General features: G+C 57.5%; 30 protein-coding genes and 2 pseudogenes. 9 read left to right on the top strand and 23 right to left on the bottom strand.

From position 1 onward, the window contains the following. Positions 1 to 221: 221 nt before the first annotated feature. Complete coding sequence (locus tag WMW70_RS08860; RefSeq protein WP_341437149.1) at positions 222 to 995, bottom strand: SDR family NAD(P)-dependent oxidoreductase; 774 nt, start codon at positions 993 to 995, stop codon at positions 222 to 224. A gap of 177 nt (positions 996 to 1,172) precedes the next feature. Between WMW70_RS08860 and gcvA the strand changes: the two genes are divergently transcribed. Continuing rightward, complete coding sequence (gene gcvA, locus WMW70_RS08855; RefSeq protein WP_341437537.1) at positions 1,173 to 2,102, top strand: transcriptional regulator GcvA; 930 nt, start codon at positions 1,173 to 1,175, stop codon at positions 2,100 to 2,102. Here gcvA and WMW70_RS08850 read toward each other — a convergent pair. Then, entirely contained in the window at positions 2,091 to 2,294 is a 204-nt protein-coding gene (locus tag WMW70_RS08850; protein ID WP_341437148.1) for a hypothetical protein, read from the bottom strand. The genes gcvA and WMW70_RS08850 overlap by 12 nt on opposite strands. A gap of 187 nt (positions 2,295 to 2,481) precedes the next feature. After that, the gene (locus WMW70_RS08845) at positions 2,482 to 2,805 is read right to left on the bottom strand and encodes a hypothetical protein (protein ID WP_341437147.1); all 324 of its coding nucleotides are present in this window, start codon (positions 2,803 to 2,805) and stop codon (positions 2,482 to 2,484) included. On the opposite strand from WMW70_RS08845, the gene WMW70_RS08840 reads away from it, so the two are divergent. After that, positions 2,804 to 3,007 (top strand): hypothetical protein, encoded by a 204-nt coding sequence (locus tag WMW70_RS08840; protein ID WP_341437146.1) that lies wholly within the window; start codon positions 2,804 to 2,806, stop codon positions 3,005 to 3,007. The genes WMW70_RS08845 and WMW70_RS08840 overlap by 2 nt on opposite strands. Here the strand turns inward: WMW70_RS08840 and WMW70_RS08835 are convergent. The 6 genes from WMW70_RS08835 to WMW70_RS08810 all read right to left on the bottom strand — a co-directional run bounded on the left by WMW70_RS08835 (position 2,988) and on the right by WMW70_RS08810 (position 9,012). After that, positions 2,988 to 3,461, bottom strand: coding sequence for a nuclear transport factor 2 family protein (locus WMW70_RS08835; protein ID WP_341437145.1), 474 nt, complete (start codon positions 3,459 to 3,461; stop codon positions 2,988 to 2,990). The two genes, WMW70_RS08840 and WMW70_RS08835, sit on opposite strands and share 20 nt — an antisense overlap. Before the next feature lie 37 nt (positions 3,462 to 3,498). After that, the gene (locus WMW70_RS08830; protein ID WP_341437144.1) at positions 3,499 to 5,553 is read right to left on the bottom strand and encodes a pyridoxamine 5'-phosphate oxidase family protein; all 2,055 of its coding nucleotides are present in this window, start codon (positions 5,551 to 5,553) and stop codon (positions 3,499 to 3,501) included. Between the two features lie 53 nt (positions 5,554 to 5,606). Next, positions 5,607 to 6,236 carry a glutathione S-transferase family protein gene (locus WMW70_RS08825; protein ID WP_341437143.1) on the bottom strand — a complete coding sequence of 210 codons (630 nt, stop codon included), beginning with the start codon at positions 6,234 to 6,236 and terminating at the stop codon, positions 5,607 to 5,609. A 122-nt stretch (positions 6,237 to 6,358) separates the two neighbouring features. Continuing rightward, entirely contained in the window at positions 6,359 to 7,285 is a 927-nt protein-coding gene (locus WMW70_RS08820; RefSeq protein WP_341437142.1) for a LysR family transcriptional regulator, read from the bottom strand. Position 7,286: 1 nt separating this feature from the next. After that, positions 7,287 to 8,201, bottom strand: coding sequence for a LysR family transcriptional regulator (locus WMW70_RS08815; RefSeq protein WP_341437141.1), 915 nt, complete (start codon positions 8,199 to 8,201; stop codon positions 7,287 to 7,289). A 139-nt stretch (positions 8,202 to 8,340) separates the two neighbouring features. After that, positions 8,341 to 9,012, bottom strand: a complete 672-nt coding sequence (locus tag WMW70_RS08810; RefSeq protein ID WP_341437140.1) for a transglutaminase-like cysteine peptidase — start codon at positions 9,010 to 9,012, stop codon at positions 8,341 to 8,343. A gap of 175 nt (positions 9,013 to 9,187) precedes the next feature. On the opposite strand from WMW70_RS08810, the gene WMW70_RS08805 reads away from it, so the two are divergent. The 3 genes from WMW70_RS08805 to WMW70_RS08800 all read left to right on the top strand — a co-directional run bounded on the left by WMW70_RS08805 (position 9,188) and on the right by WMW70_RS08800 (position 11,051). Further along, a complete protein-coding gene (locus WMW70_RS08805; protein ID WP_341437139.1) occupies positions 9,188 to 9,532 on the top strand; it encodes a hypothetical protein in 345 nt (114 codons plus the stop codon). Positions 9,533 to 9,657: 125 nt separating this feature from the next. Beyond that, on the top strand, positions 9,658 to 10,002 hold the full coding sequence (locus WMW70_RS22075; RefSeq protein WP_445942126.1) for a GFA family protein: 345 nt from the start codon (positions 9,658 to 9,660) through the stop codon (positions 10,000 to 10,002). Between the two features lie 104 nt (positions 10,003 to 10,106). Continuing rightward, entirely contained in the window at positions 10,107 to 11,051 is a 945-nt protein-coding gene (locus WMW70_RS08800; RefSeq protein ID WP_341437138.1) for an HD-GYP domain-containing protein, read from the top strand. Positions 11,052 to 11,274: 223 nt separating this feature from the next. Here WMW70_RS08800 and WMW70_RS08795 read toward each other — a convergent pair whose 3' ends face one another. The 7 genes from WMW70_RS08795 to WMW70_RS08765 all read right to left on the bottom strand — a co-directional run bounded on the left by WMW70_RS08795 (position 11,275) and on the right by WMW70_RS08765 (position 15,698). Continuing rightward, on the bottom strand, positions 11,275 to 11,688 hold the full coding sequence (locus WMW70_RS08795) for a hypothetical protein (protein WP_341437137.1): 414 nt from the start codon (positions 11,686 to 11,688) through the stop codon (positions 11,275 to 11,277). Next, a complete protein-coding gene (locus tag WMW70_RS08790; RefSeq protein ID WP_341437136.1) occupies positions 11,672 to 12,568 on the bottom strand; it encodes a patatin-like phospholipase family protein in 897 nt (298 codons plus the stop codon). Before WMW70_RS08790 ends, WMW70_RS08795 begins: the two co-directional genes overlap by 17 nt. 14 nt (positions 12,569 to 12,582) lie before the next feature. Next, the gene (locus WMW70_RS08785) at positions 12,583 to 13,368 is read right to left on the bottom strand and encodes a DUF547 domain-containing protein (protein ID WP_341437135.1); all 786 of its coding nucleotides are present in this window, start codon (positions 13,366 to 13,368) and stop codon (positions 12,583 to 12,585) included. Positions 13,369 to 13,386: 18 nt separating this feature from the next. Further along, complete coding sequence (locus WMW70_RS08780; protein WP_341437134.1) at positions 13,387 to 14,100, bottom strand: hypothetical protein; 714 nt, start codon at positions 14,098 to 14,100, stop codon at positions 13,387 to 13,389. Continuing rightward, positions 14,087 to 14,785, bottom strand: coding sequence for a DUF2064 domain-containing protein (locus tag WMW70_RS08775; RefSeq protein ID WP_341437133.1), 699 nt, complete (start codon positions 14,783 to 14,785; stop codon positions 14,087 to 14,089). Before WMW70_RS08775 ends, WMW70_RS08780 begins: the two co-directional genes overlap by 14 nt. A gap of 86 nt (positions 14,786 to 14,871) precedes the next feature. Next, positions 14,872 to 15,099, bottom strand: a complete 228-nt coding sequence (locus WMW70_RS08770) for an anti-sigma factor family protein (protein WP_341437132.1) — start codon at positions 15,097 to 15,099, stop codon at positions 14,872 to 14,874. Continuing rightward, complete coding sequence (locus tag WMW70_RS08765) at positions 15,093 to 15,698, bottom strand: RNA polymerase sigma factor (RefSeq protein WP_341437131.1); 606 nt, start codon at positions 15,696 to 15,698, stop codon at positions 15,093 to 15,095. The genes WMW70_RS08770 and WMW70_RS08765 overlap by 7 nt, the downstream gene beginning before the upstream one ends. A 118-nt stretch (positions 15,699 to 15,816) precedes the next feature. Here WMW70_RS08765 and WMW70_RS08760 point away from each other — a divergent pair, with 118 nt between their 5' ends. The 4 genes and pseudogenes from WMW70_RS08760 to WMW70_RS22070 all read left to right on the top strand — a co-directional run. Beyond that, positions 15,817 to 16,770: a hypothetical protein gene (locus WMW70_RS08760; protein WP_341437130.1), complete on the top strand. Its 954-nt coding sequence runs from the start codon at positions 15,817 to 15,819 to the stop codon at positions 16,768 to 16,770. A 53-nt stretch (positions 16,771 to 16,823) separates the two neighbouring features. Beyond that, complete coding sequence (locus tag WMW70_RS08755) at positions 16,824 to 17,579, top strand: DUF6969 family protein (RefSeq protein WP_341437129.1); 756 nt, start codon at positions 16,824 to 16,826, stop codon at positions 17,577 to 17,579. Between the two features lie 32 nt (positions 17,580 to 17,611). Then, positions 17,612 to 18,094, top strand: coding sequence for an arsenate reductase ArsC (locus WMW70_RS08750; RefSeq protein ID WP_341437128.1), 483 nt, complete (start codon positions 17,612 to 17,614; stop codon positions 18,092 to 18,094). Positions 18,095 to 18,811: 717 nt separating this feature from the next. Then, positions 18,812 to 19,306: pseudogene (locus WMW70_RS22070) on the top strand (methyl-accepting chemotaxis protein); the annotation flags it as partial. Positions 19,307 to 19,834: 528 nt separating this feature from the next. On the opposite strand, the gene WMW70_RS08740 reads toward WMW70_RS22070, so the two are convergent. From WMW70_RS08740 to WMW70_RS08710, 7 genes and pseudogenes are all read right to left on the bottom strand, one after another. Next, a complete protein-coding gene (locus tag WMW70_RS08740; protein WP_341437126.1) occupies positions 19,835 to 20,326 on the bottom strand; it encodes a hypothetical protein in 492 nt (163 codons plus the stop codon). Then, positions 20,326 to 21,132 (bottom strand): annotated as a pseudogene (locus tag WMW70_RS08735) (DUF3179 domain-containing protein). Before WMW70_RS08735 ends, WMW70_RS08740 begins: the two are co-directional and overlap by 1 nt. Positions 21,133 to 21,313: 181 nt before the next feature. Next, positions 21,314 to 21,574, bottom strand: a complete 261-nt coding sequence (grxC, locus tag WMW70_RS08730; RefSeq protein ID WP_341437125.1) for a glutaredoxin 3 — start codon at positions 21,572 to 21,574, stop codon at positions 21,314 to 21,316. Between the two features lie 76 nt (positions 21,575 to 21,650). After that, positions 21,651 to 22,070 (bottom strand): MAPEG family protein, encoded by a 420-nt coding sequence (locus WMW70_RS08725; protein ID WP_341437124.1) that lies wholly within the window; start codon positions 22,068 to 22,070, stop codon positions 21,651 to 21,653. 6 nt (positions 22,071 to 22,076) lie between these two features. Continuing rightward, the gene (locus tag WMW70_RS08720; protein WP_341437123.1) at positions 22,077 to 22,730 is read right to left on the bottom strand and encodes a hypothetical protein; all 654 of its coding nucleotides are present in this window, start codon (positions 22,728 to 22,730) and stop codon (positions 22,077 to 22,079) included. Positions 22,731 to 22,851: 121 nt separating this feature from the next. Then, positions 22,852 to 23,253 carry a hypothetical protein gene (locus WMW70_RS08715; RefSeq protein WP_341437122.1) on the bottom strand — a complete coding sequence of 134 codons (402 nt, stop codon included), beginning with the start codon at positions 23,251 to 23,253 and terminating at the stop codon, positions 22,852 to 22,854. A gap of 65 nt (positions 23,254 to 23,318) precedes the next feature. Then, positions 23,319 to 24,131 (bottom strand): alpha/beta hydrolase, encoded by an 813-nt coding sequence (locus tag WMW70_RS08710; RefSeq protein WP_341437121.1) that lies wholly within the window; start codon positions 24,129 to 24,131, stop codon positions 23,319 to 23,321. Between the last annotated feature and the right edge of the window lie 9 nt (positions 24,132 to 24,140).

Raw genomic sequence — 24,140 nt, 5'->3', positions numbered from 1 at the left:
CGCGGGTTGGCGGGAGTCGAACCCTTCTGCCATGCTACAAGCCTGTACTTGCAATGGGCGGACACCTAGGGTGGATGTAACTAGAGCCGTCTGGTGGCCATCAGGTGTAGGCCGTACATGGCATACACACCAGCCAAGACGCCGCCAACGGGGTAGAAACGTCCCGACACGACTCATAAGCCTGGCGAATAGTCCTTCCAGCTCTTCATCTTGATTGCTCCTCAGTTCCGGCCGGCGGTCACGCCACCGTCTACTGGCAATAAGGCACCGGTTATCCAGGATGCTTCTTTCGACGCTAGGAACAATATGGCAGAAGCCACATCGGCAGGTTGTCCGTTGCGCCCCAACGGATGGAAGGCGTTGAAGGTCGGCAGCACTTCCTTGACTTGCTCTGCATTCATGAAGGTGCCGTATACCGGCGTTTCAACCACGGCTGGGGCGACGGTATTGATACGGATGTTCGAGCTGGCCAGTTCGATGGCCAGGTTGCGTGTCAGCGCATGCACGCCGGCATTGGCAGCGGAGTAGGCCGCCGAAGGGGTGGCACCGATAGCCTGGATAGCCCACAGCGAACCGGTTTGTACGATGGTGCCGCCACCGCGCTGTTGCATGGCTTTGGCCGCCGCCTGGGCCATGAAGAACTTGCCCTTGAGGATGGTATCGAGGAACCAGTCGTACTCGGTTGGACTTACCTCTAGGAATGGCTTCGGATTGAAGACACCTGCGTTGTTAATCAGGATGTCCAGGCCACCAAATTCATTTATGGCCAAGTCGACCAATGCCTGAGCAGTGGAGAGCTGAGCGATATCCGCTGCGAGAGTGCGGACATGGCTGCCACTGGCATCAATGTCCTGTGCAGCTTGCGCCAGCTTAGCCGCGTCGCGACCGCCGATCACTACCGACGCGCCAGCCGTCACCAGTTGCTTTGCAACTTCCTTACCGATACCCGAACCACCACCGGTAATAATGGCAACCTTGTTAGAAAAACTTTTCATATTCTGATCTCCTCAGTCGTACTGAACTAAATGAATGGATAATGCGCAAGGCCTTGAGGAAGCTCACTCATCTACTATCTTCAGGGTTTATGGCTCCCGACCTGATGTGCATTGTTGATTCGCCAGATACTGCCAACAACGCATAAATTTTTACCTGTTAAGATAGAATTTCTTTCAATGACAACACCTGCCTACCTCAATGCTCTGCGTGCCTTCGAGGCCGCCGCTCGCCACCAAAGCTTTTCTGCAGCAGCCGCCGAGTTGAACGTCACCCCAGCAGCTGTGGGGCAGCAGGTACGCAATCTTGAATCGTGGCTGGGTATCCCGCTGTTCACTCGTGTTAGCAGCGGCTCGGCACGATTGTTACTGACTGATGCGGCGCGAGTAGCCCTGCCCGACATTCGAGAAGGATTCGAGCGATTAAGCTTGGGGTTGGTGCGATTGAAAGACGCCGGGGTAAATGCGGAGCTGACAGTGACTGTGAGTCCTGCGTTTGCATCGAAGTGGCTACTGCCGCGCATCGAGCGTTTCCAACAGGCCTATCCGGATCTGGATGTCCTGCTAGATACCAATTCGCGATCGGTGGACTTTCAGGCTGAGCGAGTCGATGTCGGAGTGCGTTACGGTGCCGGCAATTGGACCGGCCTTCGAGCCGTTCACCTGATGGATGAGGTCATTTTTCCGGTTTGTGCTCCGGGTTATCCGCAGCTGGAGGGGGATCGTCTACAACCTGAGGTAATACCTCGCTGTACGCTCATCCATGATCTGTCGATGGCCAACTACGCCGACTATCCCACTTGGAGAATGTGGCTGGATGCAGCTGGATATAACCATGTGAAAACTGAGCACGGATTACGCATCAACAACTCAGCTGCCGTGCTGCAAGCAGCGATAGATGGGCAAGGGTTGGCGCTGGCACGCAGCGTAATGGTTAAAGACGACCTAGAGGCAGGTAGGCTGATTCGCCCCTTCGTTGACCAGGGCATGAATTGCTCGCTGAGACAGGCCTATTACGTAGTTTATCGCCCAGAGAGTGGTGAGCTACCGAAAGTGCAGGCCTTCCGCGACTGGCTACTCAGCGAAGTAGATAAGGCGTCAGAAACCTAAAGTTGGTGCTGCATCTTTCAACCACAGACTGGCATCGTCTTTGCCAGACTCGGCTTTAAATGGAATGCCCGATGGCAGCCGTATCCAGCTCAGTGGATGCAATAGGAAATCCTCGCGCACCAGAGTGCTATCAAGTTCTAGCAAGGCCAGCCCGCGAGGATTGAAAATCTTGGTGCGCGAGTAGTCTTGCACAGACTGTATCCAGACTTTCTCATGGTTTTTTTGAAAAGTGGCTGATCACCTTGTACGCCCACTTCGGTGACGACTTGTGCGAGATCAGGGGATTTTAGAATTGTCTGTTCTCAGGGGGGGATGGTGCGGATGCGAAGCAGCCGCTAATAAGCGGCTGTATGCCTCGCAAAGTGAAATAGCGCCGCCGCTAGTTCTTGGGAGATGTCTTCAGATTGTTTTTCAGTTCTTCCGGTAAGCGGTTGTAACGCAGCGTGCTCACGCCTCCATCATCCCGTTTGACTTGATAAGCCACACCGGTTTGGCCTGTGACCTGTTGTACGCCACCCCCGGTGAAGTAACCGATTGCGGCTCCAGCCAGGGCACCGATAGGACCGCCGGCTGCACCGCCCAGAAGCACACCGACACCGCTGCCAAATACTTCGCCTACCCGATTGTCCGGGCCGGTGCCTATGATTTCGGCTGCGTGAGCCATTGGCGCTAGCAGTACGAGGCTAAGCAGTAGTTTTTTCATGAGCCTGTTCTCCACATCGATTGATAAAGGCCTGTTGGCCGTCGGAGGCAGTCTCTCGCTATTGATTCACCGCAAGAATCATCAGTTTGCGGATTACTTAATTTCAGTTAGGGAAATTATTGGTCTGAGCGAATACCTGAATCGGGGCGGAATCAGGTATATGCCGAGTTTTTTCTATGCGGTCAAAGCCCCAGTTCGCTAAGGCCAGGGTGATCATCCGGGCGGCGGCCTTGAGGCCAATGGAATAGGCGTTCGCTGGCCTGGATCGGCAAGTCGTTGATGCTCGCATGTCGGGTTTGCATTAAGCCTTGCGCGTCAAATTCCCAGTTTTCATTACCGTAGGAACGAAACCACTGCCCACTGTCGTCATGCCATTCGTAAGCGAAGCGCACCGCAATGCGATGATCCTGGAAGGCCCAGAGCTCCTTGATCAGGCGGTACTCGTGCTCGCGGGCCCATTTACGCGTCAGAAACGCTCGGATCTGTTCACGCCCCTGGGGGAATTCGCTTTTGTTACGCCAGCGACTGTCGGCGGTATAGGCCAGCGCGACGCGGTCGGGATCGCGCGTATTCCAGCCGTCTTCGGCCAGGCGTACTTTCTGTGTCGCGCTGGCAAGATCAAACGGTGGGTAGGGCGGGCGTGTATTCTCTGTCATGGATAGCCTCTCGCTAGTGGGTTAAAGCATCGAAACTTTACAGGTCGAGTATCAGTGGTTGGGTACCCGCTGCAGTGGCAGCCGGCACGGCACAGCAGAGCAGGGCATGACCATCGGCAGGCTGTTCGGGTGGTTGATGCAGATAAGTCACAGCGCCGCTCAGCACTGCGGTCTTGCAAGTCCCGCAGTTGCCGCTTCGGCAGCTGAATTCAGGGCTCAGGCCACGTGATTCGGCTAGCTCAAGCAAGCTGCCGCTGCCTGGTGTCCAGCGGGCTTCCTTGCCCGAGCGCTGAAATAGCACGGGCACGGCAACCGTTGCAGGCGACAATCTCGGGGCGGTATTCAGTGCGTCCCCTGCGCGGTGCAGGCTGGCGGGGCCGAAACTTTCGGCATGAATCCGCTGATCGCTGATATTCAGCTTGCGCAGGCCATCATAGAGGCTCTGGGTGAAGGTCCCTGGCCCGCACAGATAGAAGTCGTAATCATCCCAAGGCAGCCAGGCTTTGAGCAGCGCGACATCCACATGCCCTGCCAGGTCATAGTCCTGCTCCAGGCGGGCTGTTGCTTCGGGCTGGCTGAGTACGCGGAGCATGTGCAGCGGTGTGTCGCCCGGCTGCAGCAAGTCGGCCAGTTCTTCACGAAAGATCAGCTCACTTGCACTACGAGCCGCTTGAATCAGCCATATGGTGCGATGCCGGCGTAGACGGCGGTTCTGATAGAGCGTTTCGCGCAGCATCGACAGCAGGGGAGTAATGCCTATCCCCGCAGCGAGCAGCACCAGGGGGCGGCGTTGTTCGGTATCCAGGCGCAAATGTCCTTGGGCCGCTCGCCCTTCAAGAAGACTGCCGACCTGCAGATGCTGATGCAGATAGGTCGATGCCAGCCCCTCGCGCTTGACGCTGATGCGCATGAATCGATCGGAGGGTGCGCTTGAGAGGCTGTAGGTACGGATCAGCGGCCTAGGTTGACCGGTGAGATTGAGCCGCAGCGCCATATGCTGGCCTGCAATGAAACTGGGCATTCCAGCCCCGTCGCTCGGCTCAAGATAAAAAGAGCGTACGCTGGGGCTTTCTTCGACAATCCGCACCACTCGCCAGGGACGCCATTGCTGCTGCAAGTCCATGGCCGCCAGGCGAGCCCGGGCTTCTGCCCATGAGCCGGTCATCAGACTATTGGGTGAGTAGTCCGCGAAGTGCCAGCGCAGACTCAGCGCCGCCGGACGGCGCACGACATGCTCGACCTGCACATGCCATAGCCGCTCGGCACCCTGAAATGCCTGCACCTCTTGCCCTTCCAAGAGCAGTTCGGTGGTTCCGCTGAGTTGGAGCAGGTCACCGGTGCTGAAATCGATAAAGAGCAGGCCAGCGCGCGGGTTGAGCAGCAGATTGCCGAGGGTGTTGAAGTGCAGATTACCGGCAAAGTCTGGAATGCTTAGACGGTTGCCCTCAACTCGAACAAATCCGGCCTGACCACCACGGTGTGATACGTCCACGGACAATTGACCATTGGCCTGCTCGATATAGCTGGCGACGAAGAAGGTATCGGCACGACTAATCATCGCCTGGTCAGCAGGGCTGAGCTGGTTCGCGCGCTCGACCGGCAGGGTTTCGCGGGGCTCGGCCTTGGCTGCTTGCAGCTGGCGTAGCTGGATATATTGCGGGCAGTTACCAAAGCTCTGCTCGACCGCAATCTCCAGATGATCATGCTCGCGCCTGACAAGCCGGCCATTGAGTCGGTTGCGGCGGCGGCTGTGTAGTTCAATACCCAGCAGGCCAATGGCCTTGCCCGCAGCCAGACCGCTGTTGCACGGGTCGTTCGCATCCAGCTGGGTTTCCAGACGCAGTGTCTGCGCTGTGGGGGAGTGGGCGAACCCGGGCTCGCCAGCCAGTATGCCGGCCCAAGGAAGCCCCTCGGGAGAGACTGTGCCCATGAGAATAAAGGGCAATTGCTGGTAGAAGGCTCGGTGTTGCTCCGGCAAGTGGTCGCGAATCACCTTCCGGCCGAACACCTCCATCTGTTCGGCCACGCCGACCCGGGCCTGCAACTGCTTTTCCCCAATATGCCAGGGAGATGGGGTATTGGCGTCTGACATGGCCGTAGCTCCAGGCGTTAAGGCTGGCCCCATGGCACGGGGCCAGTGAGGTATCAGGCGCTTTGCAAGCCTACAGCTGTGCGTTGCATGGGCACGAATCTCGGCAGCGCCTCGATACGCTGCAGCCAGCTGCGTAGGCGAGGGTAATCACTCAGGTCCACGTTTCCTTCAGGGGCATGGGCAATGTAGGAGTAGCAGGCCACGTCAGCGATGCTCGGATGGTCGCCGACCAGAAATGGGCTAGCAGCCAGTTCCTGCTCAATCACCTTGAGCAATGCATGGGCGCGCGCAATGGTTGATTCAGCGTCATAGGGCGCGCCGAACACGGTAATCAAGCGTGCAGTTGCAGGGCCTGAGGCCAGTGGGCCGGCTGCCACCGACAACCAGCGTTGTACCTGGGCAGCGGTAAGGGGGTCTTCCGGCAGCCAACGGCCACTGTCGTCATACTTCTTGGCCAGATAGACGAGGATGGCATTGGAATCGCTGAGCACCGTGCCGTTATGGTCGATTACCGGCACCTGGCCAAAAGGGTTCATGGCGAGAAATTCGGGTTGTTTGTGCGCCCCCTTGGCTAGGTCAACGAAAACCAGTTCTGCCGGTACATCGAGCAGTGAAAGCATCAGCTCGACACGATGAGCGTGGCCCGAGAGAGGGTGACGGAACAGTTTGATGGTGTCTGACATGATGAGCTCCAGATAGTCCTAGGGAATGACTCAGGCGGTGGCATAGGCCAACGGATATCGCGCTGATGGACGCATCATGCTGTCAGTTGAAGAATTGAAGAATCGTCAAAAATGGCAATCCTTTATTTCGCTGAGTGAAATAAAGTCGCTTCGTTAAGGGCGGGGTGCTGACGCAGCCGTGCGACTACGAAGTCGATAAAGCTGCGGACTCGCTCGGTTGCCCGTCGCCCTTCGCGGTAGACTAGGTGGATATCCAGATCGGCAGGGGCATATGGGGCAAGTACGCTGCGCAGTTGCTTCGTGCCGAGCTGTTCATGCACCTGATAGGCCATGCAGCGTGCCAGCCCAGCACCCTGACACGCAGCGATAATGGCCGCCTGACTGGTTGTACAGCGCAGTCTCGGCGCGACACGCACGCTTAACGGTTGGTCGCCCTGGCGAAAGGTCCACTCCGATGTCTGCGCATCGCTACTGGTGTGGATGATCGAGTGAGTCCGCAGCTCAGAAGGGTGTTGCGGTTCACCATGAGCGAGCAGATAGGCTGGACTGGTACAAATAACGGGGCGAGTGCTGCCGACCTTGATCGCGAACAGGGATGAGTCGGGCAGGGGGCCGATAGCCACCGCCACATCCACGCCTTCTTCATGCAGGTTGGGGCAATGTTCCTGGTACTGCACGCAAATCTGCACCTGAGGGTACTGCGTCAGGTATTCAAGCAGGACGGGAGTGAACAGAAATTGGCCAAACAGCAGTGGCATGCTCAGATTGATGCGTCCACACACGTTGTGGTGCAGCCCTCTGGCAGACGCTTCTGTGGCCCAGACCTCGCCAAGGATGCGCTGGCTGTCATGCCGAAATTGTTCGCCGGCCGCTGTCAGGGTCACGCCTTGGGTGCTGCGCTGGAGCAATGGGATACCCAGGCGGTTTTCCAGGGCGTCCACGGCCCGGGTCACGGTGGCCGATGACAGGTGCAGATGCTTGGCCGCAGCAGCCAGGCTGAGGGTCTCGGCCACAGCCAGAAACACCGTCATCTGCCGATAACGGCTCATTTCAGGCGTCCTTCACCGGATTGAGTGCCGGGTTCTGTTGCAGGGTGCTGGTGCAGAAATCGACAAAAGTGCGAAGCTTGGCCGATAGCTTGCGCCCGCCTTGGTAGACCACATGGATAGGCAGCAATGGCAGCTCATAGTCGGCCAGCACGATTTCCAACTCGCCAGCCTCGACTTGCCGGGCAATCTGGTATGACAGCACGCGAGTCAGCCCCCAACCAGCGCATGCAGCACGGATCGCTGCCTGATTGGCCGAGACCACCAGCCGGGGTTGGGGCCTGACCGTGATCGCACCTTCAGGCCCCATAAATTGCCAGTCGCTGACAAGCGTGCTGCTCGCGGCCAGAACCACTGAGGCGTCACGCAGATCATTGGGATGTTGCGGGCGGCCGTATTCGGCCAGAAAGTCAGGGGAGGCGCAGATGACCCGACGCACTGTACCGACCTTAACTCGGTGCAGATTGTTCTCGGGCAGATCTCCGATGCGTATGGCCACATCGATATCTTCTTCCGCCATATTGACTACACGATCGACCAGCAGCGCCTTGGCCTGGACCTGCGGATATTGATCGAGGTAATCCACCAGCAGCGGTGTCACGAACAGTTCACCGAACAGTACGGGAGCGGTCAGGTTCAATTGGCCACGGGCAACCGCATGACTGCCGGCCGCTGACTCTTCGGCCTCTTCCAGCTCGGCCAGAATCCGCCGGCAGTCTGCCAGATAGCGCTGACCGGCCTCGGTGATATGCAGGCTGCGGGTTGTTCTGGCAAGCAGTCGAGTTCCGATGCGCTCCTCAAGAGCCGCCACGGCACGGGTCACACTGGGGGCGGACATGTTCAGCCGCCGCGCGGCCAAGGCAAAGCTCTGCTCATCGGCTACCGCGACAAAGACCTGCATTTCCTGAAAGCGATCCACGTTCGGCTCCTGTAATTCCCCGCAGAGCCTTTAGCTTATTGCAAAGACTGAAATAAACGCAGGGTCAGGAAGTGGATCGGTATGTTTTATGAAATTTTCAGGGACAAGAAACGGGTCAAGGCGTGCGCTGCTTGCCTAGCTATGGCTGCAACTGCGCCAGGCTTAATTGCGCCCCTGCCATCCGCTGCAGCAGGGTGCGCCATGCGGGCAGCAGATCGGCATCGGCGATTGCCCGCAGCGTTTCACCTTCCGGCTTGTAGAGGTGCCGGGCATCGAATGCAAACTGGGTACGCAGATCCTGGCGTTGCAGCACAGGGGTCAGGTCAGCGTCCAGATTATCCAGAACCAGCGCTTCGTGCTGCGGGGTAGGCCAATAGGCCAGCACCATGTGCGCCTGGCCATTGCCGGCAAGGGTGGTGTACAGCAGGCGCAGATGCTCGGGTGCGACACCCAGCTGACGTAGAGTGAAGTACTTGGCCAGGGCAAAGTCCTCACAGTCTCCTGCGCCTCGCTCAATGGTTTCTTCAGGTGAGGCCCAGTAATCGCTGACGCCCCACAGATCGATATCTTCTGCGTAGCGGATATGGGTATTGAAGAAGTGATTGACCTGCTGCAGTTGCTGCGATTCGGAGGCTCCCGCCAAATCGTGCATCAGCTTGTGCCAAGCCTGCAGGCGTTCGGCGGAGCGGTGTTCGTTCTTCGCCATGTCGCCGCTGTCTGCATGGGCAAGCGGCCAACTCTGCATGTGCAGAAGCAGTAACAGGGCAAGCACGCGTGGCAGTTGCAGGAAATGGGGCGAGAGCTTTGGCAAGAAAGGCTCCTTGGGACAGGGCGACATTGAGCCGGCGTGCCGCTGCACCTTACTGCTCGTGTTGCTGTGGGATCAAGCGACGTTCGTCGGTCAGCGTGGCGAGAAAACTGCTGGCTGTAACAAAGGCACGGGCCAGTCATCTGAGTGATGTAAGACAACTTAAGAGGATTACATCATGAAAACCTTAATCACCATGACCGCTCTGGCAACTTTGCTGGTGGGTTTTGGCACTGCGACTCAAGCCTCGGAGAATCTATCACCCTGGTCCGTTCAGGCCCCGCAACTGCAGCTCGCTGAGGGCGGTGGCGAGCGGGTTATGCGCAATCAACAACGCCTGCAGGCATTAGCTGCGCAACGTGGTCGGAGCGAAGAGGGCCAGCGTTTTGTCCAGCTGATCGAAGAGCAACCAACGGCTGCCGGCAGCCTGGACGACACGCTGGATGCGCAGCAGAGCCAACCTGAACCAAGCTACAAATCGCCCATCCTGCGTGAACGTGCCATCTATGGTAGCCAGCATTGATGGGGGGCTGTCTGTTGGAGGAGGGGCCGACCACGCTGGCTTCTTTATCCCTGGGCACAAGGAGGTGCCAACCCATTGTTGCGTCTTGGCCGGAGTCGGCATTCCTTTGACCGGGAGGGCAGTCTATGGCCGAGTCGTATCGAGGCACCTGCCATTGTGGGCTGGTGCGTTTTGAAGTCAGTTGCATGCCCACCGAGGTGTTGAGGTGCCATTGCGCTTACTGCCGACGTAAAGGTGTGCTGTGGCATGCCATCACCGAAGCTCAGCTGTGCATACGTTCGGGTAAGGAGCATTTGCGTGAGTATCGTTTCGGCACGCTGAAGGCCAGGCATTACTTTTGCCAGGGGTGTGGTGTGAGTACCTTCAGCCGCCCGGCAGTGTTGCCCGAGTCCTGGGTGGTGAACTTGATGTGTGTGGATGATCTGCAGTTACAACGAATCGAGAACACGAACTCAACAGTGCTCCACTAGGCTGCAATGGGCTGTGGTTTGCTGGTTGGCTAGAGATAGGCGTTTTAGGGCCTGCTCCCTACGCTTTAAGGGATGGGATCGGTCTGTTCTGAGAGGGATTATTGATGCTGTCTTTTCTAAGTGGCTGGCGAAAGCATGCGCTGCCCAGGCCTGATGAGCAGGAAGCGGCTGGTGCCTTGTTCAGTTCCTTGCTGCTGATGGCCTGGTTTGTCGAAGCCCGAGACCCCTATACCGGCGGCCATCTGTGGCGGGTGTCGCGATACTCGCGTCTGCTGGCCGAGGCCGCGGGGCTGGCAGCGGTCGATGTGGCGCGGGTCAGCCTGGGCGGCTTTCTGCATGACCTGGGTAAGATCGGTATCACGGATGCCGTGTTGCGCAAAACCAGCGCGCTGGATGAGCAGGAGCACGCATTGATTCGCACCCATCCGGAAATGGGGGCGCGAATGCTCGCGGGTCATCCTCTGGCCGGCCTGGTGCTGGAGGCTGTCTACAACCATCATGAGCGCCCCGATGGCAAAGGCTATCCACGTGGCCTGCGCGGCCCTGAAATATCTCTGGATGCACGTATCGTGGGCTTGTGCGATGCCTTCGATGCCATGACCAGCAGCCGTCCGTACCGGGCCGGTATGAGTCGGGGCCAAGCGCTGGCAATCATTCAGAGTCAGAGTGGCAGCCAGTTCGATCCAGCCTTGTGCGAGCACTTTCTGATGCTCGGCCGCCAAGGCGTGCTTGATCATGTTATTGCTCATTCCGATGAGGGCATTCCCTTGCAGCATTGCCCCATGTGCGGCCCCACGTTGGTTGTCCGGCGTGAGCAGCAAGTCGGTGAGGCCATTTTCTGCCGTAACTGTGGTGGCGGTTTTATCCTGGAGCAGGGTAAGGCCGGGCTTCTGGCCAAGCCGACCGGGGAGGTGGGCGATCCACGGGCGCGTCAACCCGAGGCCGATCATGGCCTGATTCGCCGTGTAATCGCCGAGGCGATTGCCAGTATGCCGTTGCAGCAAATGCTCAACCCAACCGTCCCCTTGCCCGCGGGTACAGCGCCATGAAGGTATTCAGATCACTCGCTCAGCCTGGTGTATGGAGGCGTGCTGCGGTCACGGCTCTGCTGGTGGGGAGTGTATTGAACTTGATCAATCAGGGAGGGGCGTTATGGGGAGCAGAAAAACTGTCTGTCTTTCACCTTCTGCTCAACTATCTGGTGCCTTTTGCCGTGGCGAGTTTTAGCGCTATTCAGGCCCGCCGCGACAGTAGGCGGGCCGAGACCAGCAGCTAGAATAGCTGGCGCTCGCCTTGCATCCAGCGCCAGGCATCGATCAGGTCAAAGACCAGACTGATGCCGTTTACCACCAGGACCAGGCTGACATACAGCACCTCACCTGTTGCCAGCGGTTCGCCTGACTGCGCCAGGTACATCAGCAACATGACTTGTAGAGGGCCCCAGATCAGCAGGTGGGGAACCGCGAGCAGTCGACTGAATCCGCCATATAAGTACATAAGCAGCATATTGCTGCCGACCACAATGAGTGCACTCAGCGCAATCCATTCGGAGCTGGGATAGTGCAACAGCAGCAAGCTGGCAAGGTTCGCCGGCAGCAGTATTGCCGCCATCCATAGCTGTACCCACAGGGGGAGTCGGCGGAAAGACTGCCAGAGGTTCAGGTGTAGGTTAATCAGTGCGTTCATCGGCGCTCTCTTCGGTGGGCATGTCGGGGTGGGAGTGGGCCAGCAACGCCTCGGGAATCGCTGTCTGCTGCAAACCGCCCAGCTCAAGCCAGATCTGGGTTTGCTGCCTGGCTCGTGCAATCAGGCTGGCAGTCTGGCTGAAGTCAAAGACGGAGACGCCCAGAGGACAGAGCGGGGCGGCCACATGGATGCGGGCCAGGGATTGATGCAGGGCGATGTCACGAACCAGCTGGCGCATGCTCATCAGGTTAAGGGTATGCAGGCCACGGGCAACCAGGCTTCGCGGCGGTGCCGTGCAGGCGCAGCCAAAACCTGTGGGTAGCACCAGGATGCGCGTGGCACCGAGTGCGACGGCGCTGGCGATGGGGGTGTTACTGGCTACCCCACCGTCAATCAGTAGTCGCCCATTGATCTCAACCGGCGGATAGACCAGGGGAATGGCGGCACTGGCCAATAGCGCTTTGAGCAGATTGCCTCGTGAGAGCAACACTTCCGCGCCATTTAGCATATCGGTGGTCATGATATGCAAAGGCAGCTGACTGTCCTCGATACGCGCCTCCGGCAGAAAACGCCCGATCATGTGCTGCAGGCCCTGGCTGGTGAGCAGGTGGCCTTGCCCACGTAGCAGGGCGACTCCGGCACCCAGCACACTGAATGGAAAGATGTCGCGTCGACTCAGGCCGCACCAGATACTGGCCAGCTCACTGACCCCGTGGCTATCCGGGCGGCTGGCAAAGTAGGTGCCGTTGATCGCCCCCACTGACGCACCAATAACCAAATCGATGCTGATGCGGGCCTGCACCAGTGCCTGCAACATGCCCACCTGTACGGCACCCAGGCTGCCGCCACCGGCCAATACCAATGCGGTGACCTCAGTCATGGGCCGTGCTCCTTTCAGCGCGCTTCATTCAGGCTCCAGTCATAGTCAAGGTAGTCAATGCGTACGCGGCCCAGGGGAGGCAATGTGCTGGCAGATGGGTTCAGCAAGGCCAGGTGCTGATGGAAATAGGCCTCCAGCGACCCCCACTGCTGGATGAAGTCCTCGCCATACCAGTCGAATATTTTCGACACCTGAAAGCGCTGGCTTGTGGGGTCAAAGCGATTGCGGCTGTGATCGGATAGAAAGCGCTTCTGGCTGTCCTGCAGTTGTTCCTCCAGGCGTTCGGCGACAAAGGCCTCGTCGCGTAATGCGGGGCAGCCCACTGACGCACAGTTGACGGCAAAGTGAATGCGCGGCTCGTCGAATACGCCAGGCTCGCGGATCATGCCGTGCTCGATCTGATCCAGGCTCAAGCGCTGCCCCATAAGCGGGATAAAGGCTTGTTTCCAGGGGCTGCTGAACAGACCACCAATGGACTTGATCGAGTCCACCGGGTAGTGCTCGACAATCAGCTTGAGTGTGAAGGCGTTATACGCATTGATCAGAAACGCCAGGCGCTGTTCAGGCTGCCAGCGTTGGTAGTCGGCTGGGGTTACGGCGGACAGCACGCTCAGGTAGCGATCCAGTTCGGTGCGGTTCTTTTGCAGGGCCGCATAGTCGACGACGCTGGCATGCCCCTGATCCAGCCAGCTCACATGCTGTTGCAGCAGGCGAGTCCAGGTCTGATGTTGATGGTCGAAGGTATTGGCCTGCAAAAGGCTGCTGAAGCACAAGGCCAGCAACAAAAACAGTGGGCGCATGGGTGGTTTCCTAAGGTTTCAGTGAGTGGGGGCGTGGCCACGCTGGTACAGGCGCGCGAGGGTGAACGCGGAAACACCGCAGGCATGGGCCAGCGCCAGCAGGCGATTGCTCAGGGAACGGCACCACCAGCCGTCTCGCTGCCAGCGCCTGGGGTCAACCAGCAAGCCATGTTCGATACGCTGGAAATCGCCGAGGCCACGTAGGTTGTTAACCAGATCGACCTCTTCAAAAAGTGGCCAGGGACTGTGCTGGCCACAGGCGAGATAGGCACTGCGCTCGACAAACAGGCCCTGGTCGCCATAGGGGGTGCCGAAGCGGTTACGCCAGCCAATCAGTTGCTCAAGTACTCGGCTTTGCCAGCAGCTTGGCCCGGCAAAGCGGAAGGCAAAGAAGCCGCCGACAGCGCCATTGCTCATCACTGCCTGCACGTCCAGCAGCGGGTTGCCCAGCAGCTGGGCATCTGCATGCAGAAACCACAGAATTGAATGTTGCGCCTGTGCTGCGCCTTGACGCAGTTGCTGACCCCGGCAGGGGGCTGAGGCAAACCACTGAGCGCCCAGCTGGTTACAGATGCCTTGGCACTCGGGGCTGTTGGCCGCGTCCACGACCAGCAACTGCAGCTGTTGCCGTGCCCGTTGCGCCAAGCCGTTGAGGCGGATGAGCAGGGCTGCCAGCGCGGCATGGTCGTGCCAGCAGGGAATGATCACGCTGATGGCTCTATTGGCTTGCATGCTGTTCCAGCCCGAGACCTTGCAAGGTGGTCAGTAATGCCCGGCGAGCAGGGCGGCCATCCTGTTCCAGCGCACGGACAAGCCCTGGCAGATCTTCGCGCTGGTCAACATCCGCCAAAATGTCTGCTTCGATCACCGAGTGGCCGGCCTGTCGACAACGTTGTACCAGGGCCTGCCTCAGGGTCGCCGTGCTCCAGGGCAGATCGTCCAGCTTGGGCCAAGGGCGTTTGCTGGCCATCAGCACAACGCCGCCATCACGGGCGGCGATCAGTACCGTGTCGTGCTTGTCCAGCAACTGGCAGGCGCGGCGAAAGTGCTGTTGGTTCAGGGCCGGACAATCGCTGCCTATATAGAGCAGGTGGCAATGCCCCCTTGCCCGCAAATGCTGATCCAATGCCTGAAGTCTCTGGCCCAGGTTGCCGGCTGACTGCCCGATGACCAAGGCGCGTGGGTTACAGTCGCCGGCCCAGTCGAAATGATCGGGATGATCCGGCGCGATAACGGGCAGGTACGGCGAATGCTGAAGATCTTCCAGCGCACACAGCAGCAGCTTTTCTGCGACTTGCAGGGTGGGTTCCAGGCCTATCTGCGCAGCCAGCCGTTGTTTGGAGTGCCCCAGGGCCGGACGTTTGCACAACAGAACCAAGGCGGGTTGAGGTTCATCTTTGCTGAGATCGAGGCTCAAACTTATGCTCCATGTGCACCTGAGAGGCAGCGCGAAGCGCTGTGCCATTAGGAGCGGACATAAGCCGTTTTGTTACAAGGCCCGGGTCAATCTTCGGGCAACTTGAGCTGTTTGAGGATGGCCGCGCTGTCCACCGGTTGCTTGTCCAATGGCAGCTTCTGCAGCACTTCAGAGGTCAACTTGAGTTGCTCCAGATACAGCTTGCAGCGCGGGCACATGCGTAGGTGCATAAAGACGGCCCAGCGGTTTTTCAGGCTCAGGTGACTTTCCATGATATCGGAGCTCAGCTCCGACATTTCGCGGCAGCTCAGCATGTTCCCACCTCCTCGAAGTGATTGAGCATGGCGTGCATGCGCTGTCGGCCACGGTGCAAGAGAACCCGGATATTGCCTTCGGCCAGATTAAGGGCGCGGGCGATTTCGGTGTAATCCAGGCCACCCAGCTCACGCATCATCACCACGCTCTGTTGGTCGTCGGGCAGCTTATGCAAGTGCTTGTGGATGCACTCGTGCAATTCGGCTTCGGTCAGCAATTCTTCCGGGGTGTCGTGGTGCCACTGGGTGGGTGGCGCGTCCCAGGCACCTTGTTCATTGAATCGCGTGCTGATGGGGGAGCCCTGATCACGTCCCCAGCCGTCCAATGACACCTCACGGCCGGTCTTGCGGCGTATGGCATGGGCCTCGTTGATGGCGATGCGTGCCAACCAGGTGCGCAGTTTCGAGCGCCCTTCAAATCTCTTGATAGCGGAAAAAGCCTTGATCCAGGTTTCCTGGGCGACATCGTCAGCCAGTTCATGGCCGACCAATGGAGTGGCCATCGCGATCAGGAAGGCGTGATGCAGCTTGATAACGCTTTCCAGCGCTTCCTTGTCGCCCTGTCGCAGTCGCTTGAGCAGTGCCTGTTCATCATCCATGTGTGGATTACCTCAGATGGTTCATGGGTGTGAGTGTGAGCATTGGTCTTGGAGCAAACAACGCGGCTTTTGTTACAGCTCGGGATTGAGAAGGACGTGGTCTGTAACAAAAACAAAGATGCTTCATCAGAGTAGTAGCGAATCATCCAAAGCCCACAGCGTGCCCAGGGAGAGAACGCGATCAAGCGCTGACAATGCATGCAGACCTGCCAGCGCAGGTGTCTTCAGTGGTGGCACCAATGACAATACGTGTAGCCCTATGAGGAAAGACCCCATGCACTCGACTTGTCCCGATCATCCGCAGTTTTCTTGTCAGCGTCCCATTGCCGCGATGGTGTCTGCCAGTGTGCTGGCCCTGGCCCTGGCCGGCCCCGCTTTTGCCGCCAGCCCTTGCGGCCCTTGCGCGGCCAAATGCGCGCCAGCCACGCTGAATCCCTGTGCGGCAAAGAACCCTTGCGCCGCAAAAAATCCCTGTGCAGCGAAGAATCCTTGTGCCGCCAGATGTGCGCCCAATCCCTGTGCGGTTAAAAATCCCTGCGCGGCCAAGAACCCCTGCGCCGCCAAGCTCAATCCTTGCGCAGTCAAGTCGGTCAAGCGCCCAGCGAACTACAAGCCATATCAGGGCCCTCAGGCTGAGCTGGTGGCCTATGGCGAGAAGCTGTACAAGGACCCAAAGCTGAGCAGCAACGGCCTGTCCTGCGAGACCTGCCACCAGGGTGGCAACCTGTTTCAGGCCAGCTTTGCGAAGGCGTTCCCCCATCAGGTGGCCATGGCCAAGGACCAGTTCGGCATGAGCCAGGTCTTTCTCGATGAGATGGTGCAGATCTGCATGGTCGCGCCTATGGCGGCCAAGGCATTGGGCTGGGAATCGAAGGAACTGGCTGCGCTGACAGCCTACACCGCGACATTGCAGACCAGCTTCAAGCCCAATCCCTGCGCAGCCAATCCCTGTGCGGCCAACCCTTGCGCCGCGAAGAACCCATGCGCGGTCAAGAATCCTTGTGCTGCGAAAAACCCTTGTGCCGCCAAGAACCCTTGCGCGGTTAAAAATCCCTGCGCCGTCAAATCTTGAACCAGGGCGAGCCGGGGCCGGTTTGATCGGCTCCGGCGCGTTTGGAGGGTTGCATGAATTTACCGCTTTCCAATCTACCCAATGCCGCCCCGGGCATGCTGTTGGCCGTGCCTGATGCAACCGCGCTTTCGCCGCACGAGCGGAGCGTTCTGCTGGAGGCCGCTGCCGAGGTTGAGCGTTGCCAGCGTGCGCTGGCCAAGGCCGGGCTGAATGTGGTCGGCGAACTGCTCAAGGGCCATGAGGGGTTCTATGAAATGAACCACTACCCCGATGGCGATGTATTCGACCGCGACAGCCACAGCCAGTACTACTACCACGCTCACCGTGAAGGGGGCTTGGAGCATGGACACTTCCATACCTTTATCCGCGGTGCAGGCATTGCTGCACGCCTGCAGCCACGTTCCGACCTATGCAAAGGCGAGCCCTGGCCTACGGGCGATGAAGCCATTGCCCATCTGGTGGCCATTTCCATGGATGCCTGGGGCCAGCCGATTGGCCTGTTTGCCTGCAATCGTTGGGTCACCGCGGAAACCTGGTACCCGGCGACAGCGGTGAAAGAGATGCTTCCGGGCTTTCTGATCGACCACGCCCATCCCTCCTGGCCGACCAATCTGTGGCTAAGCGCCATGCTCAAGTTGTTCCGCCCGCATATCGAGGCATTGCTTGATCATCGTGATCAGGTTGTCGAGCACTGGCGTGCGCTGCATCCCGACCAGGATGTGCTGGAAGACCGTTCACTGGAGATCACCGGGCATCTCGACATTTCAATCAACGCCTGGGTCGAGCAGCTGCGTCAGGCCCAGGGATAAGCCGATAAGCTTCAACCAAGGTAAGTACCAGCATGAATATCCTGTTTCTTTGTACCGCCAACAGCTGTCGCAGCATCCTGGCTGAAGCCGTGTTCAATCACCTGGCCCCTGTCAACATGCGTGCAGTGAGTGCGGGTAGCAAACCCTGTGGCTGGGTGCATCCACAAAGCCTGAAGGCCCTGGCACGGGCTGGCATCGAGCAGATGGGGCTGTACAGCAAGTCCCAGGAGGTGCACGCACAATTGCAACCTGATGTGGTGATTACCCTCTGCGACAATGCAGCTAACGAGCCTTGCCCGGCTTATTTCGATCAGGCGTTTAAGGCGCACTGGGGGCTTGTCGACCCGGCGGCGCAGCAGGGCACCGAGGAGGAGATAAACGCGGTATTCGATCAGACCGTGCAAATCATTCGCGCCCGTGTCGAGCGTTTTCTGCAGTTGCCATTTAATAAACTTGATAGCTCTCAATGTGTAGATGAATTAAATCTGATTGGGGGAATCACTCTGGCCAGGTAGTGTCTCACGCAGCCCTATTAACGAAGTCGTTTAAATAACGGCTTATTGTTAATGGTGGTTTAATTTCTTCTATTTATGTTTTGATTCTCATAATGGCTGGGTTGAACGATTTTTATTGCGAGTGACGGGTGCATGATTGATATTTTGAATTCAATGCCTCGCTCCAAGTTGAGCGGTGCGCTGTCGGTGTCGCTAACTTGCGTGATAATGTATGTATTGTTGGTTTTTTACCCTTTCGGCATGAGTGATGAGTCAGGGCGCGCAGTCTATATTGCTATAGTTTTCATATTGCTTTCTTTGCGGCTTATTTTAAGTGGCGGCTTGAGATTGAAACGCGTGGCTGAGGAGCAACATGTTACTAGCTGTAAAATTGATGAGCGGAAGATTTCTGAAATTGAAGAGTTGCACTCATGCATTGAGAGGATTACCAGCAATGCAATGAATGTTAACTCTGCCTCAGCTAAGAAACTCGATTTTGTAGAAGGGGTTCTTAAGGATGCTCTGCAAGCGGCTAACTCTAGCGTGGAACTCAGTAAAGACATCGAGGCTTGCGATGGGCTTTTAAATGATATTGATAAGGCTTTTGAGGCGATTTGCGAGAATGTGCGTACCTTGGGTGGACATGTGACAAAGTCTATTGACTTGGTTGATAAGCTCTCAATGGCTGAAAAGATTCTTCTTGTAGAGTTCAAAAGTATAGCGAACCTTTCAAAAGGCATAACAGTAATTGCCAGTCAAACTAATTTATTGGCGCTGAATGCGGCAATCGAAGCCGCAAGAGCTGGAGAGCAAGGGAGAGGATTTGCAGTTGTTGCAGATCAAGTAAAAAATTTAGCAGCAATGTCCAAAGATAACTCTGAGAGTATAGGTGTACGCCTAAAATCTCTTGAAAAATGTCAAGAGGATTTGATGGGGCTTATCAGCGAAATGCGATTATTGATGGGCCAGGCAAAGCAGAAAACAGTCGATGGCCAAAGTGAAATGGTGATTGCAACATCTGAGGTAGAAAGAGCTTCAGCAGATCTACGTAAAAAGTTAGATCGTGTTCAGTTGCTATTCTCAACTGAAAGTGTGCGCTTGAATAACTTGACTGGGCAGGTTGAAATTCTGAGCGAGGACACAAAGAAAGCGATATCAGGATCTGGATGCAATATTTTGTTAGGCAAGCAGGCGCTGGAGATTGTTGCGAGAGATTATAACTTGTCGACTTGAATTCTCTGTTGGTTTATCCAGATTGCCTGCGTCCAATATTCAGGCTTTATGCTGAAGGGTGCAGTGAACTTCTAGGGTTCAGCTAAGCTTTTTAATTGTCAGGCTTCAATAATAAGCCAGTGCGGATCTTTGGCCTATGCGCTTGCACTCCATGCGTGTGAGAGGATGTAAAGCGTAATAACGCATGTAATAAATAATGCCATCAAAAGACCAGTCAGGATGAGTCGTCCAGTGGATGGTATATGCCTGTTGAGAAACAGAAAAAGTATCAGGTGAAAAATGCTAAAGGTTAGCCACGGAATGATCAGAACAATCGCCTTGTCTGAGCTCATGCTGTTGATGCCTAGCAGCACTAATGGCGTAAGAACGAGCGGAACGAGGGCCAGAAAGCGTCTAGATATGTTCATAAAATTTACTCGATAATTGGGCGCGAAGTCAGGTAAGTATCATTGAAACCGGTGTTCTCCGTTAAATGCCTAGTGAAAAATGGGTTGTCTAAAGGATTTTGTACTTCACACTGCGGCAGTATCATTTTTTATGTGCGGCCATATTGCTCGACAATCTTACTGCTGGCGCACCGTTGTACCTTTGCCAACAGCGGCTAATCAGCAACAGAGTCAGCGCCAGCGGTACCAGCCGGGCAAACAGGCAGACAAATGCCCACAGCTCGGGGATGCCTAACAGGAACAACAGGCTGGGGGCGCAGCACGCATCACCGGCCAGCAGAGAGGGCCTGGAGATAGCCGTGCAATGGGCGCTCTGACGCAAAGCCAGGGCACCATGCAGGTTCAGGCCCAGCAGGGCTGAAAGTGTCGTGGCAACCAACAGATTGACTGGGCTAAGCAGTATCACCAGCACACCCATCTCCAGCATGGCCAGCGCCTCAAATTGCCAGAGCAGGCTGTGCCAACTCCAGCCAACAGAGCCTATGTCGATATCCCCGAGCATATACAGGTACAGCAGCCCATAAGCCCCGAAGGCTAGGCCGATCAACCAGCGTTTAAAGGCCGACGGGGGCATCAAGCAGCACAAATGGCATCTATCATGTTTATCTTGGCCAGCCCCTGCAGCTCTGGGGCTTGTGGACCATCCTGGGTGAAGCTCAGAGTGGCTGGGTCGAGGGTGATGCGCTTGTCAGACTCATAAACCCAGGCTGTATTGAGGCGGCTGTCCTGAATGATCAGGTAGTGCCGGTCGGCATGCTGGTAATGCACGGCACTCATTTGCTCCAGATATTCCCGATTGATGGCGACAGCCAGCTGTGCGGTGCGAAAACCGCGGATCATCTGCTTTGCATGCAGCTCAGGGCGGCTATGGGTAACCGGAAACATCACCTGCGGCTCGACATAGTAGCCATCTAGTGGGCTGTAACTGCCATAGGGGGCGCGGTTGTAGTTGCGCATATAGCCGGTTCGCTCAATCAGTACCTGGGTTTGTGGGTAGCGCTCCTTCCAGCGAGCCCAGGTGGTCCAGGTGACCTGGATTTCATCCAGGCTCTGGCCCTTGAGTGGCCCCTCAAAGGCCACAGCGGCGATCTGCGACCAGTAACTGTCGCTGGCCCGGTCGTACATCACTACATTGCTGTTCAGCAGCTTGCCGGAGACACTAAGGGTGGTATTGCCGCGTTGAAGCCGATGGCTGTGGCCGTCAGCGGGCAGTAGGTGATGCTGACAGGTTCGCCACCGAGGCTGTCGTTGATGATCTCATGCCAGGCCATGAGCCTTGGCCTCGCCCTGGTGATAGACGTCAAATACGATGTCCTGGGCTTTGAGATAGTCGTCTGCATCCCGGGCATCGCTGAATTTGGGCGAATCGATGGCTGGCATACCGTTCTTGCCGGGGCCGCCGGAGAGCAGCAGCTCGGTAAACATGGCATGGCTGGGTGAGAGCACGCGCTCAGGCCCGGCTGGTGGCTGGGCCTGAACGGGCAGTGTGGTGCCCAGGTAGACCAGGCCCAATAAGGTCAGAAAGTATCGGCAGTGCATGGCACCTCCCATCAGCAGACGGCTACTGGTTATCGAGCAGCGTCCTGAGTTCGCCACTGCGGTCGAGCTTGGCCAGGTCGTCATAACCGCCGATATGGCGTTCGCCGATAAAGATCTGCGGTACGGTGCGCCGGCCAGTCAGCTCAATCATCTGTTGCAGCTGGGCGGGGTCCAGATCCACCCGGATTTTCGCCAGGGGGCCGGCATTGCGCAGGCTCAACAGATGTTCGGCTTGTTTGCAGAAAGGGCAATGCTGGCTGGTGTAAAGGATGACGCGGTTCATGATTAAACCTCAGTTGGCAGAGCGAGACAGTCGCCCTGTGCTACTGAGATGAGCCGCTATGGCGTTTGTTACAGCTTCACAAACCAAGAGGCGTGCGTAGATTCAGCAAGGTCATCAGTATCAGGAGCAGCACTCCGATACTGAAAACCTTGCGCCGCCAGAGCACTACATTGGCGCCCAGATGGATGCCGGCATGCACCAGGCGTGTGGCGATATATGCCCAGGCCACTATCAGCACCAACCAGTCGACCCTGTCCAGCGCCCAGGCCATTAGACTCAGTACATAGAACAGGACCGGGGTTTGGAACTGGTTCTCGATGTTGTTGGTCACCTTGAGCACGTAATCCGGCCAGGCATCCTTGTGAAGGGCGCGCCGGCTTTCGTCGACTTGGTTCAAGCTGCTGGCGCGGGCCTTGACCTGGCCCAGGCGGATAAACAGCAGCAAGGTCAGCATGACCTGAGCCGCGATGGGAAGGAAAATCAGATCACGTTCCATGGGGCTTTACCTTGCTGGCGAGTAGGCGAGTGCCTGCGAGGCCTGAACGGCTGCTGACAAAGGTTGTCGGTAACGGCCATCAATGAGTTGGGCAGGGGCGGTGAAGAGGCCTGCCACCGCCAGATAAGCCGCTATATCCAGTGATATGCCGTGTTTGAAGTCTCCTGAAGTGAGGGCCTTGCTCTGCGGGGCGGCCTCAGCAATCAGAACCCCATTCTGTTGCCAGATCCGAATACTGATGGCGCTGGCCTGGCTACTGGTCTGCCAGGCCTGGTCTCTGGATGAGGGGAGGGGACCAAAGCGTTCGCGATCATAGAGCGTCTGATACTGGGTCAGGCGTTGGCCTTGTGCCGTTTGGTAAATCAGTTGGGTGGCCAGCACACCCTGCAAGGTGCAGTAGCGGGTGCCCTGAAGGGTTACGGGGACTTCTTCGGGCGCAGTCTCCTGCAATGCAAAATCGAGACGATTGAGCTTTGCATTGAGCTGGGTAAAGGAGTCGGTCTGGATGTCCAACAGATAAATACGCGTGTGGTTGGTGAGCACCTCTTCGCTGATTCGTTCGCCGATCTGGCTAAGCGGCGCAGATTGATAGTGCTGAACGAAAAAGGGGTCACGGCCAGAAGGCCAATGCAGGCCGCCGCGGCGAGTTTCGCACGCCAACTAGGGCATTCAGCGCGAGGCTTGTCCAGTTTGCGCTGCAGGCGGGCGAACTGTTGCTCATCCAGTTGCTGGCGGTTGAGCGTTTGGATTGATTGTATGGCGCGTGAATTTTTTAGGTCCCTTAATGATCTGCGGCAGGTTTTGTTCGTAGGAAAACCAGTCCCAGCAGTACAAACACAATGCCAAAGGCGAACAGGCCAAGGTTGATGCCCAGTACGAGCTTTTCCGAACCGTCGGACAACACCATCGAGCCGCTGTAGAAGTGACGCGCAAAGTAGGCAAAGAGAAAGCCACCGGTGACCAACATGCTCAGCAGGCTGGCCAGGCGGATCTGTTGGCATCTCCAGGTCAGCCAGAGTGCCAGCAGAGCCAGGGCTGAGTTGGTCGCCAGTTGCCAGACTTCGTGCAGCCGAGCGTGGGCTTCCCACTGTGGGTTGAAGACATGGGTCTGGTTGATTTCCAGCAGGGGGACGCCAAGGCCGTAGAGCAGGGTGCCGATGGTGATAATGAGTTTTGCCAGCATGATGGAAGATCCTGCACATAGGGCGTTAGGAATAGGGCCGCTAGTCTGCTTTGGCTACGCGGGCGTTATGCGCTGACAAATTCAGTCAGCGCAGCCTTGACCTCTGGAGCATTGATAATTCGGGTGTGACCGTAGCCCTGGGTTTTGAGCAGCTGTGCAGTGGGCATAAGCCTGCTCAGCTTGTCGCCTTCCTGGTGACTGACGATGCGATCATCCTGGTCGTAGATCAGCAGGGTCTTCTCGCTGAGTCCGCGGTAAAACGCACCGGCCTGCATATCGTCCCAGGATGCGCCCAACTGCTCGGCTATCAGTGCCTGGTAATGTTGGATGACTGCCGGTCGAGGAGCCAACTTGCGGCGGATCACCTCGATGGGCGGAAAAGGGTGAGAGGGCGCACAGATACAGGCATAGCGGCTGGCTTCTACTTCGCCGGCATGGCGGGCAGCCATCATGGCCAGGGCACCAGCTGAGTGGCCGATCAGGGTATGGATGTCTTGCTCCAGTGCCCTGAGCAACTGCAGCAGGTCGCTGCGGAAGAATTGCCATTGCGTGCGTGCGCCGGGGGAGTCGCCGTGACCTGTGATGTCGAGGGCCACGGCGCGATAACCTTGCTCGGCTATATGCCTGGCCAGGGGCGCCATTTGCGCCGCTCGCCCATTCCAGCCATGTACCAGCAATACCAGCGGCCCTTCCCCCCAGGACCAGGCCGTGTGGCTGGCCTGTGTGCCATAGCGCAGGGACTGCGCCTGATGGATGGCGTCGCGCTGTACCTGATCCAGAGGCGGGCGCTGTGTCCGCGATGCCAGGGCATCGACCAGGCGCAACGCCAGTGAGTCGGGAGTCAGGTTAAGTGTAAGTTTGGCCAAGTCGAGTAGCATGATGCTGTC

The sequence above is a fragment of the Pseudomonas sp. XK-1 genome (genome assembly GCF_038069885.1).
Taxonomy (GTDB): domain Bacteria; phylum Pseudomonadota; class Gammaproteobacteria; order Pseudomonadales; family Pseudomonadaceae; genus Aquipseudomonas.
The sequence above is the reverse complement of the archived record's forward strand: the minus strand, read 5'-3'. Positions and strand labels throughout refer to the sequence as shown.